General features: G+C 34.9%; 14 protein-coding genes. 1 reads left to right on the top strand and 13 read right to left on the bottom strand.

Annotated elements, in window-relative coordinates; translation table 11 throughout:
- Nucleotides 1-1,818, top strand: coding sequence for an alkaline phosphatase (locus tag LPB248_RS05590; protein ID WP_177210574.1), 1,818 nt, complete (start codon nucleotides 1-3; stop codon nucleotides 1,816-1,818).
- A 241-nt stretch (nucleotides 1,819-2,059) separates the two neighbouring features.
- Here LPB248_RS05590 and LPB248_RS05585 read toward each other — a convergent pair whose 3' ends face one another.
- From LPB248_RS05585 to LPB248_RS05525, 13 genes are all read right to left on the bottom strand, one after another.
- On the bottom strand, nucleotides 2,060-3,682 hold the full coding sequence (locus tag LPB248_RS05585) for a class I SAM-dependent methyltransferase (protein ID WP_177210573.1): 1,623 nt from the start codon (nucleotides 3,680-3,682) through the stop codon (nucleotides 2,060-2,062).
- Nucleotides 3,683-3,947: 265 nt separating this feature from the next.
- Nucleotides 3,948-4,793 (bottom strand): DUF6734 family protein, encoded by an 846-nt coding sequence (locus LPB248_RS05580; protein ID WP_111422169.1) that lies wholly within the window; start codon nucleotides 4,791-4,793, stop codon nucleotides 3,948-3,950.
- On the bottom strand, nucleotides 4,794-5,372 hold the full coding sequence (locus LPB248_RS05575) for a hypothetical protein (protein ID WP_177210572.1): 579 nt from the start codon (nucleotides 5,370-5,372) through the stop codon (nucleotides 4,794-4,796). It abuts the gene before it with no gap.
- Nucleotides 5,372-8,851: a tail fiber domain-containing protein gene (locus LPB248_RS05570; protein WP_177210571.1), complete on the bottom strand. Its 3,480-nt coding sequence runs from the start codon at nucleotides 8,849-8,851 to the stop codon at nucleotides 5,372-5,374. Before LPB248_RS05570 ends, LPB248_RS05575 begins: the two co-directional genes overlap by 1 nt.
- A 61-nt stretch (nucleotides 8,852-8,912) precedes the next feature.
- A complete protein-coding gene (locus LPB248_RS05565) occupies nucleotides 8,913-9,830 on the bottom strand; it encodes a hypothetical protein (RefSeq protein WP_177210570.1) in 918 nt (305 codons plus the stop codon).
- Nucleotides 9,814-10,428, bottom strand: coding sequence for a hypothetical protein (locus LPB248_RS05560; RefSeq protein ID WP_177210569.1), 615 nt, complete (start codon nucleotides 10,426-10,428; stop codon nucleotides 9,814-9,816). The genes LPB248_RS05565 and LPB248_RS05560 overlap by 17 nt, the downstream gene beginning before the upstream one ends.
- A gap of 6 nt (nucleotides 10,429-10,434) precedes the next feature.
- The gene (locus tag LPB248_RS05555) at nucleotides 10,435-10,764 is read right to left on the bottom strand and encodes a hypothetical protein (protein WP_177210568.1); all 330 of its coding nucleotides are present in this window, start codon (nucleotides 10,762-10,764) and stop codon (nucleotides 10,435-10,437) included.
- A 34-nt stretch (nucleotides 10,765-10,798) separates the two neighbouring features.
- Nucleotides 10,799-11,509 (bottom strand): hypothetical protein, encoded by a 711-nt coding sequence (locus tag LPB248_RS05550; protein WP_177210567.1) that lies wholly within the window; start codon nucleotides 11,507-11,509, stop codon nucleotides 10,799-10,801.
- Complete coding sequence (locus LPB248_RS05545) at nucleotides 11,509-14,610, bottom strand: tail fiber domain-containing protein (protein ID WP_177210566.1); 3,102 nt, start codon at nucleotides 14,608-14,610, stop codon at nucleotides 11,509-11,511. Before LPB248_RS05545 ends, LPB248_RS05550 begins: the two co-directional genes overlap by 1 nt.
- A gap of 203 nt (nucleotides 14,611-14,813) precedes the next feature.
- Nucleotides 14,814-15,695: a DUF5977 domain-containing protein gene (locus tag LPB248_RS05540; RefSeq protein ID WP_177210565.1), complete on the bottom strand. Its 882-nt coding sequence runs from the start codon at nucleotides 15,693-15,695 to the stop codon at nucleotides 14,814-14,816.
- 14 nt (nucleotides 15,696-15,709) lie between these two features.
- The gene (locus tag LPB248_RS05535; protein ID WP_177210564.1) at nucleotides 15,710-16,540 is read right to left on the bottom strand and encodes a DUF5977 domain-containing protein; all 831 of its coding nucleotides are present in this window, start codon (nucleotides 16,538-16,540) and stop codon (nucleotides 15,710-15,712) included.
- Nucleotides 16,541-16,805: 265 nt separating this feature from the next.
- Complete coding sequence (locus LPB248_RS05530) at nucleotides 16,806-17,078, bottom strand: hypothetical protein (protein WP_177210563.1); 273 nt, start codon at nucleotides 17,076-17,078, stop codon at nucleotides 16,806-16,808.
- Nucleotides 17,079-17,131: 53 nt separating this feature from the next.
- Nucleotides 17,132-19,240 (bottom strand): BspA family leucine-rich repeat surface protein, encoded by a 2,109-nt coding sequence (locus tag LPB248_RS05525; protein WP_177210562.1) that lies wholly within the window; start codon nucleotides 19,238-19,240, stop codon nucleotides 17,132-17,134.
- Nucleotides 19,241-19,242: the final 2 nt, after the last annotated feature.

Raw genomic sequence — 19,242 nt, 5'->3', positions numbered from 1 at the left:
ATGAAAAAAATAATCACCCTTTTTTGCCTTCAATTTTGCTTGTTCGTTCAAGCGCAAGAATACAGTTCTTCAAATATTCATTCTCATAACGATTACGAAAGTAAGTTGCCATTTTATGGAGCTTATTCTAACGAAACGGGCGTTATAGAAGCCGATGTTTTTTTAGTAAATAATGAATTGTTTGTGGCACACACTTCTAAAGAAATTGCTTCTCACAATACGCTAAAGAGTATGTATTTGGAACCGCTTTCTAACAAATTAAAAACGTTGGAAGGAAAAGCGTATCCGAGTAATAAACCATTGATTTTAATGATTGATATTAAGTCTGATGCCGATTCGACTCTAAAAGCAATTACACAACAATTAAAAACTTTTCCAGATATTATTTCGAATAAAAACATAAAAGTGGTTATTTCTGGAAACAGACCTTTGCCGTCACTTTGGAGAGAATATCCAGATTTTATTTATTTTGATGGAAGATTGAATGAAAATTATACTTCAGATCAATTGGCGAGAGTTGAAATGATTAGCGAAGACTTGCATGAAATCACAGTTTGGAACGGAAAAGGTGTTTTGACGCAGCCAGATTCTGAAAAAATTCAGGCAATTATCAAAAAAGTCCACGATCAAAACAAAAAAGTGAGATTCTGGGCTACGCAAGATAACGTGAATACGTATATGACTTTAATGAATTTAAAAGTTGATTTTATAGGAACGGATAAAGTAGACGAACTAACTCAATTTATAAATAACATTAAAACGACATTTTACCAGAATACAGAATTTCACCAAGCTTATGTTCCTAAAAATGTTTTCAAGAATAAACGCCCAAAAAACGTTATTCTCTTAATTGGAGACGGAATGGGATTAGCGCAAATTTATTCTGGTTATACGGCAAACAAAGGCCAATTGAGTTTGTTCAATATTCCAACTCAAGGATTCTCGATTACAAAAGCTTCAGATAGTTATATTACAGATTCTGCGGCAGGAGCAACAGCAATGGCAACGGGACATAAAACCAATAACCGTTTTATAAGTGTCGATGAACAAGGGGGACTGCTTCAAACCATTGCAGAACAATTGGCAAAGAAAAACTATAAAACGGCCATTATTTCTGCTGGAAATATTACAGATGCAACTCCAGCTGCATTTTATGCGCATCAGCCAGAAAGAAGTTTTAGCGAACCAATTGCGAACGATTTTCTTTCGAATTCCTCAGATATTTTAATTGGAGGAGGGCAGAAAGAATTTATTTCCAGAAAAGACGGTAAAGATTTGTCTAAAACTTTAATCGAAAAAGGATATACTTTCTCAGATAAATTCTCGACTTTAGATACCATTAAAAACAGCAAATTTGTTGTTTTAGAAGATGCAGCCGTTGTTTCTATGAAAAATGGGAGAGGAGATTTTCTAACAAAATCTTTAGCGAAAGCGACAAGCACTTTTTCGAAAACAAAAAATCCGTTCTTTATTATGGCCGAAGGCGCTCAAATTGATTACGGCGGACACCAGAATAATGTAGAATATGTTGTGAGAGAAATGCTTGATTTTGACAAATTGGTTGGCCAAGCAATGGAATTTGTAGATAAAAATCCGGAAACTTTGTTAATCGTAACGGCAGATCACGAAACGGGCGGATTATCATTAATTGACGGAAGCATTGAAAAAGGTTACGTTCACGGAAGTTTCAGTACAAACGATCATACAGCAATTCCAGTTCCTGTTTTTACCTACGGACCAGGTTCTGAAAAATTCATGGGAGTTTATCAGAATACAGCGATTTATAACAACATTATGGAGTTGATTGGAGGAAAATGATTTTTTAAATAAATTCAAATTAAAGGAGCTTTTTAAAAGGGAGCTCCTTTTTTAATTATAGAAATATGTCGCTCCTCTGGAGCTTTTTATTTTGTGTTTTGAATCTTAACTATAAATATTTTGCTCTTCCAGAGCTTGAAAGTGTTTTGAAAAAGTCCCAGCGGGACGAAATATTTATAGAAAAAGAATTACGGTTTAAGAAGGAGCCCCAGCGGGGCGAAATATATTATTTCGGCTAATTTTAAACGTTACATTTTATTTGTTTTCCTTTCAACAAATTAATGCTAACTGTTGCCGTATCGGCATCTGGAAATCGTTTAAAAATTGATTTATCCGGAAATAATCCAGCTTCTGCAGCAATTGCATTAAAAACATCAATTTCAACAATATATTGATCCGAAAAACCATGTGTGGCATCATAAGCTGTTGCTGGAGTTCGACCTAAATTATGGGTAGTAAGTTTCGGACTTATTGTGTGAAGTTCAATTAGAAGTAAACCAAATTTATGTACATACGGTGACCACTTTTGTAAATGTTCTAAAAGATTGTCTTCAACAAGATTATTGCTAATTCTTTTTCCTCTGTAAGCAAATGCACCAGTTGAGGTACTGACTCTGTTTGGATTAATATGTTTAGGATCTTGCCAGATTCTGTTGTGGTCTAAAAAAGTCCTCACATTTAGAAGATCTTTCAAATCAATATTATAGTTTTCTTTCAGATCTTCAGCCAGTAAATCGGGACGGCCAATATCTCCCCAAATTACTTTTGCCCAAATATCTGCATTGATCAGATTGGCTCGAGTTACTTTCAACGCGGTTTGATTGTAATCTACTCCAACCAAAAATAACGGATATTCATCAAGCATTTTTCCACGTAAAGTTTGTCTGTCGATTACCTCGAAAATATGCTGTAGAAAAGCGCCATTTCCGCATCCCATATCTAGAATTCCTTTTGGCTGTTCTTCAATAGGAAGATTAAAAAGCTTGATCAGAATTTCATCGACTACTTTAAAGTAAGTGTCGTGAGCGCCACCGCTTCCCCAAACGTTCATTTCGCGATCTACATGAAGTTCGTTTTCACCTTCGGCAGTTCTTAAAACATTTGGATCGCCAAAAATCAATTCTTCGATTTTGGCAAAAGTTGGCAGATAAGAAACTGTAACGCCATAAGCACTGGCTCTTTTAGCAAAGAACAAACCTGTTTCGGTAAACTGATAATTGCCATTTTTTTCTAGAAACCAACCTAGGTGAACAAAAAAATCTAATATTTTTTTAAAATTTTCGGGCGATTTATGAAATTCTTCGGGTCTAAAAGAAATTTCCATAAAATATTTATGAAACATTCCGTTCATTGCAAGACGAACTATTGTTGGTCCGATGAGATAACCTTCGATATGCTTTAAAATCTGTTCCTGAATACTGTTTTTCAGTGGATCTTTTGAAGGTTCAATTCCGTATCGCTTTTTATATTTTTCAAAAATAATATTGAGTTTTTCAAAAGGAACATCTTCAAACAAACGAGGATGAAACCGAATCGACAACTGAAGCAAATTCACAACATCTTCGTAGAGATAAAATAATGAAAAAGCTATTTCTGTTTTTTCATTCATTGAAATTGTGATTTCCTGTGTTTTGTTATCGACTTCATAATCTAGAAAACCCTGAGAAGCCACAACCCGTAAACCTACGTTCAGATAACCTTCATTGGCTTTAAAAGCAGAGGTGATCTCAGATAATTTGAGCTTTTCTTTGTTTAATATAAATTCTAAAACAGATTTGTTTTTGAATGCCATGGCCACAGGAGCAGTAACTAATCCGTCGAGATGCCTAAAAATGGAACTTAAAAGTTGTGATTTATCGGTCATAATACACAGAATGAAGATTAGTTTAAAAATAGTGAATTTTTTCTTAGTTAGGATGGAAGAATTATCTGGATGAAATTATCGTCTTACTGAGGTAATTTTGAAGTCGTGTTTTTTATATGATGTTTCTTTAGCTCTAAGTATAAAGCATAAAAAAACCTCAATATTATTATTGAGGTTTTAAATTTTACCAAGAAATATTTACTCTTAGTTTTCGACGCATTTTTTAAGCGCAGAAGAGATTGTTATTTGATGTTTTTAGATTAGTTCATTTTTCATGCATTTCAATTTTTTCGAATTCTAATAATTTGTTTATTAATTGGTAATACTCTGGATAGGTAGTTTTTACATGTTCATAAAAATTATCTGCAATATCTTTTTTGTATTTATCAATAAGTAGATGGAAGTATCCTGCTTCTGATGCTAATTTGTAGTGTGGATCTATAATTGTACCAATAGACATTTTTAATTTATCAGCGATGACAGCCCAAAAATATTGTTCCCATATAACGCACAGTTTATGAAGAGGAACAATAGATTTGAACTTCTTTTCATTATGTTCCACAAACCTAAATACAGAATCGCAGTAAAGCTTATTAAATTCAAGATTGTTGCAACCATAAATTCCAAGGTTTACGGCTTGTTTTTTATCGTGGTAACCAATAGGTAAATCAGTTCCAAGATCTTCTATCAATTCAATATAAGGCATATAGGTTTTATGATAAGCGTCTATATGAAATGGTTCAAAATTCTGGACATACAAGTCATTATTTACCAGTTTTTGAGATAAAGGTTCAAATAAAATAACATCTAAATCAACATGTAAAAAAGGCTCTTCTTGAATACTGTAAGCTTTTATTTTGCCGAGTGCCCATGAACCCTTATCATATTTTTGCAATTCATCAAGATCAGTTCTTATTGATTCAAAAGGTAGCCCCAATTTTTCTATCCAAACCTTACTTGCGCTGTCGGTAATCATTTCCACTCTTCCATAATGTTTATAGCTATTGAGAACAGACATTACCATGGAAGACAACATGAATTGAGCATTAAACCAATTACCTGGTTTTTTTAATCCGTTACCGGTATCCCAATAACTATAAACTATTTTCATTTACTTTATATGAATAATTATACTATATTGTGGTCCACTAGATGTTACGGTTGCTCGGAGACTACTTCCTGTACTTGAAAAATACCCATTTGTACTAAGGTACCCTCCTGTCATATAAAAATAATTTGATGAGGTTAAACCAACTGTGGGTGTATATAGATCTAGAATAAATGTACCATTAGAAAATATAAGATTAGTATATGTGGTACTGAAATTAAAACTAGCTCCATTGGCAAGTGTAGGAAGGGTAATATTAGCAACCGTAGTCCCGTTGGCTTTAATTGTCATGTATGTTGCACTAATTGTGCGTCCTGTATCATTCCATATAACACCAGTGTTTACAGTACCTCCTCCACTAGATCCTCCTCCAGAAGATGCTGCTGTATGATTGTAACCTCGGAATTCAGACATTGAATGAGGTGCTGTACCATTAGGTTTACTTGGTGAATTGGTATTAATAGTGCTAATTTCACCTACTGATGCTTTATACAAGGAAATTGATGCGCCATTTAATCTTGGTTTTCCAAGTTCATTGGTTATCTGATCCAATGATATTGATCCGCTTGATGGTAATGCCATTATAGATTTAAGTTTAGATGTTTAAAGATAAGTTTCAATTTTTTATCCTGTTCTTCAATTTGGGTCTGTTGTTTTTTAATTGCTTCAAATAATACAGCAACAGCATTTTGATATTTTACAGCTTTTGTTCCGTCTTCGCGTGTAAGAACCAATTCTGGGAAATTTTCTTCAAGTTCTTGAGCAATAAATCCAACATTATCTTTTTGATCGTTATCAATTCTGTCGTATACAACTCCTCTTGAAGCTTGAATTCTTTCGATAACATTTTCAATAGGTCTAATATTTTCTTTAAATCTAGCATCAGAAAAAGCAGTAACATCTCCAGTAACTGTTAAAGAAGCACCAGTGATTGCTCCAGAGAATGCAGAATAAGCAGAGTAATTACTGTCTGTTAAGACAGTTTTCCAAGAAGTCCAACCAGTATTTCCGCTAGCGGTGGTGTTACCTCTAAATTTCATTCCACTGCCATCTCTCGAAATCGTTAATTGCTGTCTGCCATCACTTGAAGCCATATGTAATGTTGATGTATAGCTATACCCAGAAGAAGGTGTTTCTTCTCTAACAATAGTTGAAAAGCTACCTGGTAGATTATCAATTTGAAAACCTCCTTGATACGGAAACCCTGTAGAATTTCCATTTAAATTTCCAACAAAAGTAGGAGCAGTTACAGTTCCTGTAAATGTTGGAGAAACCAGTGGTGCTTTTGAAGAATCAGCAATAGTAATATTTGCAGAACCATCAAATGAAACGCCATTAATAGTTCTCGGTGTTTGCAATCTAGTAGCTGTAGCGGCATTTCCTCCTATACTGAACGTTTGTGAGATACCTGTTAACCCTGAGCCGTCTCCAGTAATTGTTCCTGATGTCCAGATTCCATCGCCAATAGCAGATTTTGGAGAGCCATTACTGCACCAAACCATTTGATGTCCGCTAGCCATTGTTCCTCCAGTGGTATTATTTGTATGCTTATACGCAAGACCATAGAGAGTGCCAAAATTTGAACCATCAACAGAGCTTCGATAAGCTGTTCCGATAGACCAAATTGATTGTGTTTTTGTTGAATCGTAAGTACCAAAAATACCTTCTGAGCGATCAGTACCAGGAAATATAATATCTCCGCTCATTGTTCCGCCAGCTAGTGGTAATTTTGTTGAATCAGCGATTGTAATATTTGCAGAACCATTAAATGATACTCCGTTAATTGTTCTAGCGGTCTGTAAAGAGGTTGCTGTTGAAGCATTCCCTGTTAAAGCTCCAGAAAAAGTTGGTGCAGTAACTGTTCCTGTAAATGTAGGAGAGGCAAGGGGAGCCTTTAAAGCATCATTTCCATTTAATTTATTAATAGCTGTTAAAATTGAATCGGTCGCAAGGATGGTACCCGTTGTTGAGCTATATCCAGTCAATACTGAAGCAATTGATCTTGCGTTTGAAAAATATAAATTGCTAGATTCAGGAACATTCGCTGTGGTGAGAGGCTGCCAAGTTTTATCTCCTCTCCAATATTGAGAAGTTGTACCCGCAGTAATACTGCTTTCTTTTGTTGAATCAGTAATCGTAATATTTGTTGAACCATCAAAAGAAACACCATTAATTGTTCTAGCAGTTGTTAATTTCGTAGCTGATAAAACATTTTTGGCGGTATCTGCGGTATTGTCAACACTTGCCAAACCAACATCTGCTTTAGCCAATGCTACCACACCTGTTTTACCTGCAACACTGTCTACGGCACCACTGGTAATATAGATATATGAAGATCCTCCCCAACGATATGTTTTGTTTGAATCTTTTGCAATGTATATTTTCCCACTTTCTCCAGTTGCAGGAAAACTAGCCAAGTTTGTAAATTCTAATACATCATCAACATAGCTTGGTAATTGAGAAGTTGGAATAATTCCGCTGGCATCAAGAGTTGCAACTCCATTGGCAATGCCTTTTTCACTAGAAGCAATTCTTGTGGTAGAATCAGCAGCATTGATTGTAATATTTGCTGACCCGTCAAAAGAAACACCATTTATGGTTCTTGCAGTTGCCAATTTTGAAGCAGAAGAAGCATTTCCAGTTAATGTTCCTACAAATGTTGGAGCTGTTACAGATCCTGTAAATATAGGAGATGCTAAAGGAGCTTTTAGATCATCATTTCCATTAAGTTTATTTATGGCAGATAAGATAGTATCTGTTGCTGAAATTGTTCCAGATGCAGAGCTATAGCCAGTTAATGTTGAAGCAATTGAACGAGCATTAGAAAAGTACAAATTAGTAGATTCGGGAACATTAGCAGTATTTAAATTCTGCCATGTTTTATCTCCTCGCCAGTAATGTGTGGTAGCACCAGCGGTAATGCTGTTTTCTTTAGATGTATCAGTAATTGTAATATTTGCTGATCCGTCAAAAGAAACGCCATTGATTGTTCTAGCGGTTGTTAATTTAGTGGCTGATAAAACATTTTTGGCAGCATCTGTTGTATTGTCAACATTTGCCAAACCAACATCTGCTTTAGCTAATGTTACAACGCCTGTTTTACCCGCAACACTGTCTACAGCCCCGCTAGTAATATAAATATATGAAGATGCTCCCCAACGATATGTTTTATTGGTATCTTTTGCGATATAGATTTTTCCTGTTTCACCAGTTGCAGGAAAACTTGTTAAGTTTGTAAATTCTAATACATCATCAACATAACTTGGCAATTGAGAAGTTGGAATAATTCCACTGGCATCAAGAGTTGCCACTCCGTTTGCTGCGCCTTTTTCGCTAGAGGCAATTCTAGCAGTAGAATCGGTAGCATTTATTGTAATATTTGCCGATCCGTCAAAAGAAACTCCATTGATTGCTCTAGCAGTTGTGAGTTTTGTAGCAGATAAAACATTTTTGGTAGTATCTGCTGTATCGTTCACATTTCTTAAGCCAACAGCTGATTTGTCAAGAGTTTGCCAAGTTTTATCTCCTCTAAAGTATTGAGAATTTGTACCTGCAGCTAATGACGGCTCTTTTGAGTTTAATTGAGCTTGAATACTTGAAGTTGCATCGTTGAAAGCCTGTTGGTCTGCCGATTGAAATTTTCTGTTTGCCGTTTCTGTAATTTGATCTGCAGTATAATTTCCAGTTCCAGGCTGTCCGCCATCGACAGATCCCGCGTAATTGTAAGTGATGCTTACCCAAAAGTCTTCACCAACAATCATTTCATCAAGTATTTCTAATGAAGTAGAGGTGTTCATTCGATATTGTAATGGTGCACCAGGAGTACCGTTTAAGGTAATACCATCTACAACTACAGCTAAAACATTTAATGCCGGTTCTGATAAAGTAAATATTTTTGAACCTGTAAATTCAAAATTTTCTTTTCGAAATTTATTTGCACCTAACCCTAATTCACTAGCACTATTAAATGTTAGTTCACCTTTTTCATTAGTAATTAAGATTTTGTTAGGGTCATTTGTTTCTAAGTCGGATACTCTTATCCTGTTATGATTTGTATACATTTGAATTGATTGAAATTAATAATTTTACTTGTTTTCGAAAAAATAAAATAGGCTCTAAGTTTTAACTAACGGTTTGAATAGCGTACTGTATCCATCCATTTGCTGTTTTTTCATATATTAATGCTCCAGAAGCGATATTAAGGCAAGGCACTTTAAATCCAGTTTCTGCTGAAGGATATGCTGTATTTAGCTGAGAATTATTTAATGCTGTAGTTGTAGTATTGTTTATCGTATTATCAATATCTCCAGCAACTTGATAAAAATGATTAAAAGAACCATTGAATACTTTTACTAATCCCTGTTTCTTAATATTGATTGTGTTGCTATTTGCTTTGCTGTAAAAAGAAACTAATGGATCTGGTGAAGAGATTGTAACAGGAAATTGTGAATTATTAAAAACTTCAAAATTAAACTCTGAAATATCTTCAAGTTTGATTGAAATTGGTATTGGCGCCGAAACAATAAGTGTTTTTCCTAAATCCTCTTCTGTAACATTGTAAACACCTTCTTCGGTATTGTAGTCAGTAATATGTTTGTATCTTGTTTTAAGTACAAATCCTCTAGTTGCCAAAGTATTTAGAGTTGCATAAAGCGGGTCCATGCTTTCATATTCTATCCCTTTTTGCTGGGTGTCATTAAAAATAGTCTTGTCATAAAAAAAAGAGAAACCTCTTGCGAGACCATTTCCGTAGTAATTAAAAATACCTAATTCCAAGACAGGAAACTGGTAAAAGTCTGAATAATTATAGTTATTGATTGAAAAACCAGCCCTAGAAGAGTTTTGATAAACGGAAAAATAATTATCCCAAAATCCATTTGAGTTTGAGGCTTGGATGATTTCGCTCATTGAAGGAACAGTCTTTTCTGATGGCTCTTTTATAGCCAATAGATTGCTGTCATTTAAGGTTGGGATTAGACCTTTTCCTATGTTGATTAATTCTATAATATGTAAAATTTCTGCATTATAAGGTAATTCCATATTTTTTATTTATTAGATTAAATGTTTCTTTTTTCTTTTTTTTCCGGTCCTCCTCATCCAGAAACATTACCGAATTTTCTTTGTTGTTGTAAAGTTTTTGAGTGTACACTTCTTTAATTTTTAATTTGTTAAAAAAGCAGTTGTAGCCAAAATCTAAATCTTGGTTTGCTTGAAGTTTTTCATCAAAAAAAACTTTAGTTTTACTTTTTTTTATTTTAAAAAGTGTACTTGAGAAGAGCGGGTATTTGAAGGTTTTGGGTTTACGTTTTATATGACTAATAAAAGTGATAATCTCATTGTCATTAAAACTTTCTTGTAGTAAATCATAAGTCAAAATTTGCACGTCGTCATCACTAAAGATAGCTTCATTTTGATCCGAATTATAAAATAGTTTTAGAAGTTTGTTTCTGGCAACAGATGCATTGATAACCTCAGAATTGATGTAGTTAATGTTTGGATGTGAAATTTTATACTTTTCATTATTCATCCATAGAATTACTATTTTATAGTCTAGTTTTAAATAATAGTGGATTAGGTTTTTAAAACTATGAACCCGACTTAAACGGTTGTCAAACCAGCTAATTATATAAACATTCATGTCATTTTAACTCGAATAAATATCTCGAAAAACAACAATATTTGTTTTGCTGTCGGTGTCTAAAATTGTTTTTTCTTCATCGGGTAAACTTGAAAAATATTCATTAAGCATATCGGCTGTAATTTCTGATGATTCACCAACATTCAGATTATTGATGTTAATGTAAATGTTCCTTACGAAATTGTTTTGATCAGAAGTTCCATTTCCAGGGTTATTTCCTAATGCATTGTCAATACCTTGGAGATGGCCTTTTAAATCATTGCTTGTCGCAGTGTAATTTGTGGCTTCTCGTTTTACATTAATATTTTCTTTACTATGTTTAATAAGTTTTGTCATTTTTTATATTGTTTAAATTGAACTGTGATTACTTTTATGAAGCGGTAAATGTATAGGCATTACTGTTTGGCGACGTATTCCCAACAGCGTCTACAGATCTTACGGTCCATGAATTATATCCTGTAAAAATCCAAGCACCATATAAGGTTATAGTGGTCGCAGAAGTCACTGTTTGCTGAACATTACTAGAGTAAATTTTATAAGAAACGGGACTTGAAGGATCTGTTACAGCATTCCAGTTTAAAGTAAGTGCTCTTTGCGGGTTGTTAAATATTCCCGTTAATGTAGGAGCTGGAGGGGCTGTAGTGTCAGAAATTACATATTGATACACATTGGAAAATATTGACGGATTAATTGCGTCTTGTATTTGGTACCAAGTCGTTACTGAAGGAATTCCAACATTTCTGGGTGAAATAGATGAATTAGTATCATTTGACCAAGGTCCGTTTGCAGAGACTGTGCTTTTTTTAACAGTTACAGCGGAAGTTGAGTATCCTGTTCCGTTTAAGGTAAAATAAAGATACCCAGAACTATAACTAGTAATAGTTATCGAGGGAGGTATTGTGGAATGATTGTAATTGTAAAATTCACTTATGCTATGGGGAGCAGTGCCGTTAGGTTTTGCACTGCTTGCCACATTGATATTTGTTGTGGATAATGTAGTAAGAGAAGCATTTGTTGAAGGTATGGTTTTTTCAGTGCAAATGTTGCCTAGTGATAATGAACCGTTAGAATTTAAAGCCATTACGTATTTATTTTGGTTAATAAATAATCTATTTGAGCTTGCTGTTCTTTTATAGCTTCAACTAATAAAGGCACTAGTTTAGCATAATTGACAGTTAAGTAGTTTTCGCCAGATTTAGAAACTTCATTTCCTTCTTCTGTAATTTCTCTATCAAATGGTGCAGTAGTCACCACTTCTGGTAAAATTGCTTTTACTTCTTGAGCAGAAAGACCAATTTGCAGATCTGTAGACTTATAGCCAAAACTTTTTGCCAAACTATTATTTTTATAATAAAAACCATTTAAAGTTTTAATTTTATCAATGGCATTGGTGATATTAGCCTTTCTGGTTTTTAATCTTTCATCAGAATAATAAGCTATTACATCTCCAGTTGCTGCAATATTGTTATTAACTAAAAGTTGCTTATTTCCATAAATTTCTACGTTTGTAGTGTTCTGCATCCAAATTCCTCCACCAAAGGTAGAATTATACCAACCAGAAGAGCCTCCAGACCTAAACCATCCATCACACGAGAATGAGTTGGCAACTCCAGCGTCAAATCCAGCCGCAAATCTTGATCCAGTGACAGCTCCAGAAGTCCAAATACCTGAACCAATAGCTGTTTTAGTAGTTCCTGCTTCCATTACCAATAATTGATGGCTAAGTCCAGCTATTGACTGACCGCCAACATTAGGATGTGTCCAAGCAAGCCCGTAACAATTATTAGTGCTGGTTCCATCTGCAGATAATTTATAGGCATCGCCCATAGCATAAATTCCCTGATAACGCGTTGAAGAATAGACGCCAACAACACCATTACCATAGTTGTCATCAATATATAGATTGCCATTTGCTCGATCTGTTCGATCAGAAATTCTTGATGAGTCTACTCTAAGACCGTAAGTATTTGCTCCATTCCACCCCATTAAAGAAGGATAAGTAGGAGACCAAGGAATTTGAGCATTGGAATTATTTACAGATGTGCTCGAAGGTGATACTGATGCTGAAGCGTCAAAAATAGTATGGCCAGCACCATAATTATTCCAGTTCATCTGGTTGGCTATTGTTGCAGTGTTGGCGTTTCCAGATAATGACCCAACAAAGTTTGATCCAGTAAATACTCCTGTTGCGCTAATACTTGCAATATTTGAACTTTCAGAACGAAATATCCATCCTCGATTAGTAGCACCTGCCATGGTAAAATAAGTTGCCCAATCTCCACTAACTGATCCATGTCCACCATAATTTGATGTTGTTGCAAACATTAAACCATAAGAAGGCATACTATTTGTCGCGCCAGCGTATAAAGAAAGACCTTGCCCATTTCCTGTAGTTTGAGCCACGCCTAATGCAGAACTTGTAGTTAGACCTGATGTTAAGAAATCGCCATTAGAGGCAAAAATAAATTTTGAACCTGCATTTGTCGCATTTCCAAAATGAATTCCAATTGAATCTGCTCCATTTTGACCGGCCGATCCCTGGAAATAACTTAATCCGTATCCGTCAGCATCTCCAAATGACCAGATTCTGTTTCGATTATTTACTGCATAATTAGTAGTTTGAAAACCAAGACCAGAGCTAACAATTCCAGAAAATGATGAGTAAGTTGCATAATTGCCATCTGTTATAAATCTTCCCCAGTCCCCCCAAGTATTTACATCTCCATTATGTGTTCTAAATCTAACATCTGCTATTCCTGATCCGTAGTTTGAATTTAATTGTAAGCTATAACCACCAGATCCAAAATGTATTAATTGGCCACTCAAAGGGCAATTATTTGAGTATGAAAATCCAGATTTGTTTTCTCCAATAGTATTGGCATCATATCCAGGTGCATTTACCCAGCCATCATACCATCTGTTTGTTGCAGTTGTTGCTAATCCTAAAGAGTTTATAAAATTTGCAGGGGTATAATATCTCAAATATTGATCATCAGATGCATAAATTCTATTGATAGGCGTAGCTCCACTATCTCCAGAAACAGTATTGATCCATCCTGCCTGGATATAGCCATTGCCATCTGTTCTCACAATTTTATTCGGTTCATTGTTTGTTGATGAATGAACGGCTAATCCTCCTGCAGTATTTGCATTTCCAGTTACATTGATAGTCCATGTTCCTGAAGCTCCCGAACCTGTCGTAGAAGCTTTAGAATTTAATTGTGTCTGAATCGAGCTTGTCGCGTCATTAAATGTTTGTTGACTTGCAGACTGAAATTTTCTTGATGCTGTTTCAGTAATTTGATCTGCATTGTAATCACCAGCTTGAGCCGTAACCGCGCCATTTCTTCCAAAAACTTTTGTTACTTCACTAGTAGGAGATAATAATTCCTGCCAATCATTTAAAATCGCTGAATTTGAACCTTTTAAAATGAATGATTTACTTAAATCGGTTCTTACGGCAATGTCTCCAGTTTCTGCAGTTAATGCTAACATAGCTGCTTGAGATGCTACAACAAAAGTATCATTTACTGTAATGGCAGGAAGTTGAGAAGAGATTAATTTTCCGTCTGCTCCTAAACCAGCATAACCATTAGCAGTATTTTTATTTGAAGAATTTTCAGGAGTAAATGCTAAAGAGGCTTGTTTTGCATTCCAATTTGATTTTTCGGTATCAGAAACAAATCGATTTTCTGAATCTTGCGCAATGATATTTGGTGAATGGGTAGCGGGGTGCACATAGTTTGAAAGCGTCCCCAATCGGGTAATTTCATTATCAGAAATTAAACTTTTACCAGCAACTTTGTCAACTTTGTTGCTCTGCAATGTTTTACCCATTTCTGCAGTTAAAGCTTTTGTGCTTCCTCCTGTTGTAAGATCATTTACTAATATTGTACTTAAAGAATTTTGAACTGCTTCAATTGCGTCACCTAATTTCTGGAGCGTATTTAAATCGATATTATCAGAAACAAGTAACTCATTTGCATCATTAATTAAGTCTTTTAAAACTTTTCCTTGTCTTGCATCCAGAGCTTTACCTGGAACAATGTAATCAAGGGAGTTGTAACTAATTTCGTTTATATCACTGAATTCTAATTCACCATTGTTGTTGGTCTTTAAAATTTTGTTTTGTTCATTTTTTTCTAAGTCAGCGACTTTGATTCTGTTATAGTTTGTGGCCATTTTTTAATTGTTAATTGTAAGTTATTTAAAACCGTTCTGTGTGAGTGATATACACGTAAATCCAAATTCCACATTCATTTTCTTTGACTAAAAAAAATTTTTGATGGTCAATTAAGAAATGTTTTTCTGTAGAATTTGGATTAAATACTTATGCGACTCTTATAGGAAAGAACAATTTTTAGTTGTCAAGTTGACATTCCACTTTAATAATCATTTGCCAGAGGCTGTTTGTAGTTATGAGTTAAAATTCCATTTGCAAAAAAGGTGTGAAATGGATTTAATGTCATTGGATAGATATTTCGTTTTTCTAAATTGATTGTTACAGCAGTAACTGGAATAATTTCTTTATCGATCGTATACAAATTATCTCCAATTAGAATGTCTCCCAAAGGAATAAATTTCCAATAACCATTACGCTGAACTAACTGTAGGTGAGTGGGAGTGGCCTCAAACAAACCATCGTTCACAATAATTGTTTTATGGGCAACTTTATGAGAGAGTTTTGTTATTGGAGAAGTAATTCTATTTTCAGATAAGTGATCACAAGACCATTTGTATAACTCTTCAGCATTATTGGTATCATTAAGGGTTTCAATTTCAGAGGAAAGCAATAGTTGATCAAGAGTCAGTTCTTCAATTGCTTTTCTTGTGCCATCAGGCAATGTGATTAGAGTACCTTCAACGAGACATCCACTACTTCCACCGCCGCCGCCAGTTGGTGGTGTGTAAGTAACTTCACATGTTCCTGCATTGTTTGCGTGAGTCTGTACGTTGGCAGCTAGCCAAGCATCGGCTTGGGCATTGGCGTCTGCAAGACTTATGGTAGAAAAAAATAGATTTGCATCGGCGGTAAGTGTCACGATGCTGCCACTGTATCCAGGTCCGCAGTTATTTTTTTTGGCGCTTAGTCTTTTTTCTACGCTATAATATCTTACGCTAGGAGCGCAAGTGGTAGTATCTAAAACGGGTGCAATATAATCTGGATCTGTAACTACATTTGGTTTTGTTGGCTGTCCTGTCGGGCTTCCGTCATCAACATAGTATAATTCTAGTGCCGCAAAAGATTTATATCCTGTATTTCCCATATTTTTTTTGGTTTTTAATATTTAATTACGATTCGCCCTGTAGACGAATCTTTAATGTAAGTGATGTATCCGAGATTAGTTACAGCTTCAATGTTTTTAGCCAAATTGGTCCCTTGAATTGGTACCTTTTTAGAAAAGTTCTTTTGATCAACTAGAGTTCCGCCAACATTAATGATGTCATAACCTGATTTTTGCATTGTGCCACCGAAATAAGTAACTATTTCTACATCTATATTTCCTGTTTGGACAGTTCTATACCATGAGCCAGCCATTCTTATTTGAACAGTACTTAAAGTAGGGTAGTCTCGTGTTATTTTACTAAAATTCACAAGGCAACTTTCTACACCATTTGCTTGTGTATTATCACCAGCCCACATAATATAAGAATCTGCTGCTAGGGCATTTGTTGGAATTTCGTTATTAAACCCGTGACCCCATCCCATCCATTTATTATCTAAAGAGGTTCCTGAATTAATAATTCCAGTATAAGTGTCAAAATCTTGTCCTGCTCCGAGTGCCCATTTATATCTAATGACCATGTAGTTGAAAGGAGATAGTGTTACATCGGGTTCAACAACACAGGAAGGATTTACTCCTCTCCAAGCTGTGATTCTGCAAGATCCAGCGTTATTAGCATAGGCCTGAACGTTTGCTGCCAACCATTCATCGGCTTTTGCATTGGCATCTTCGACACTAATGTTGGATACAAACTGATTTGCATTTGCGTTAAGCGTGACGGAAGTACCCATGACTCCAGCAGCGCAATCATTTTTTGCCGCAGTCAATGACCTGGCTATATTGTAATATTCCATACTTTGTTTATAATTGATTATGATTTGTCTCAACTTAGCGAAGGTTTGCTTGAAGCAATAACTAAGTTTGATGAGGTAAAAAAGACACTTTTACACATTTTTTAATCTCACTTTTTATAATTTAATTTCGTGCTGTAAATTGAATTTTGTAAAAAAGCAATAATTAAATAAAGCAGATTGTCTAGAAGTATGTAGACGGAGAATGCGATAAAGGAGTATTAAAGCCAATAGGAACCACGCCAAATAGGCTGATAAATTTGTGGTTCCTAAATAACTATTTAAAAATTATGACAAAGAATTATTCTTGTTCTTGTTTTACAATTTCGCCAGTTTCAATGTTCACGCGAATATCTCCGTGTTCATCCTTAATAGCTTTTTCCAATTCGTTGAAGTTTTGTTGCTGAACGGCAATCTGACTTAAGATATCTGCTTTTTGAAACTCGTATTGAATAGATAATTCTCCCAACGATAATCTTGCCTTATCCATAAAGACATTAAAGTCTTGTAGTTTTTTTAATTGCTCTGCTTTGATTGTTTTTGCTTCTTCTTTATTGATTGTTACGTTTTCCATTTTTTTTATTATTTAGTTTTTTGTTTTTATTAAAATTGTTAGAAATATGAATGTTATGCTACGATTCCTCCATCGGTAATTGACCAATTGTTTGGGGTTCCAGTAAGAATTGTTCTGGCTGCTGCACTAGCAGAGGTATATTTAGCGGAACCAAAAGAAATATTTAACGAAGGTTTTACAGGTCTTGAACTCCAACCATTATAGATAGCGTCTAAACTGGCCGATGAAAAAAAGGAGGGTGCATTTGGCATAAAATATGAAAAATTAGTTACATTACTAATGTTCCAATTTCCTATGTTTTGGTTAAATGCTGTAGCTCTACTAAACATAGAACCCATATTTGTCACGTTTGAAGTATTCCAATTTCCTATATTTTGATTGAATGACACGGCATCACTAAACATAGCATTCATATTTGTTACAGAAGATACATTCCAAGATCCAATATTTTGGTTGAATGTCGAAGCGCCACTAAACATACTGCCCATATCAATTACAGATAGGGTATTCCAAGAGCCAATGTTTTGGTTGAATGTTGTAGCTGAAGCAAACATAGTGCTCATATTTGTTACTTTTGAAACGTTCCAATTTCCTATGTTTTGATTGAATGCTGCAGCCCTATTAAACATAGCGTTCATATTTATTACAGAAGAAGTATCCCAATTGTTTATGTCAGGGCTTTCGCCATTGTTGAAGCCCTTAGCTTTAAAGAATGAATACTGCATATGCATTACTTTTGATACATCCCAAGAACCTAAGTTTTGGTTGAATTTAGTAGTTGATTCAAACATGCTGGACATATTTGTCACATTTGAAGTATTCCAAGAGCCAATTGGTTGGTTAAATTCAGAAACAGAATTATCAGCAGCAGCAAACATACTGTACATGCCTGTTACCGCAGAAGTATCCCAATTATTAATACTTGGACTTCCACCGTTATTAAATGCAGTAGCATAACCAAACATCCACCCCATATTTGTTACCTTGGATACAGACCAGCCTCCTAAATTTTGATTAAATACAATAGCTCGAGAAAACATAGATTCCATATTTGTGACATTTGAAGTATTCCAGGCTCCAATGTTTTGGTTGAATGCTGTAGCTGAATTAAACATCATACGCATATTTGTCACCGCTGAAGTATTCCAAGAGCCAATATTTTGGTTGAAAGCTATGGCTGAATTAAACATACTACTCATACCTGTTACAGCTGCTGTGTTCCAGTTGTCTATAGGTTGATCAAATGCTGTAGCTCCGGAAAACATATTATCCATACGTGTCACAGCGGAAGTATCCCAAGAACCAATATTTTGATTAAATACTTTAGCTTCAGTAAACATGGTATTCATATCTTTCACATTCGAAGTATTCCAAGAGCCAATGTTTTGGTTGAAAGATGACGCTTTGTAAAACATACCGCTCATATCTGCCACAGCAGAAGTATTCCAAGAGCTAATGTTTTGATTGAATGCCGAAGCACTACCAAACATAGAGCCCATATTTGTCACAGCCGAAGTATTCCAAGAACCAATGTTTTGGTTAAATAATGAAGCCCCAAAAAACATATAGCTCATATTTGTCACAGTCGAAGTAATCCATGACCCAATGTTTTGGTCGAATAATGATGCACTATAAAACATACAATACATATTGGTAACCGCAGATGTATTCCATTCCTCAATTTTGTTTATCGAAGTTATTGATGTACATAAAGAAAAACAATAAGCTAATGAAGTTGTCCCTTCCAAATTTAATACATCAGAAACAGCAGATAGATTTAAATTTGCACACCCGAAAAAGTAATTTCCTTGATTAGTTCCAAGTCTTAATCCTCCCCAAGAGCTTATAGATAAAATTTTTAATCTATCACCATTATTATTAAACTGCCATCCTTTACAAGTTCCTGTAATTGTAATTGTATATGTTCCAGGAGTCGCATAAGTATGTAAGGTTTGAGCTTGGTTGTATGAAGTGATATAATTTGAGGAACCATCTCCCCAGTCTATGTTAAAAGCATAAGTGCCGTTGTAAATTAAAGGTAATTTTACTTGCGAAGCAGTACTAGAACCTGTAGAAACATTATCTGTTTTCCAAGTAGAAACAAATGGAAGAGCTGGAGTAGTTTTACTTAGTCCATATTCATAAAATAATAATGGATTCATAA

This window comes from Flavobacterium sp. LPB0248, assembly GCF_013388355.1.
GTDB lineage: Bacteria > Bacteroidota > Bacteroidia > Flavobacteriales > Flavobacteriaceae > Flavobacterium.
Note: the sequence above shows the minus strand (reverse complement) of the source record. Positions and strands in the feature narration are given on the sequence as shown.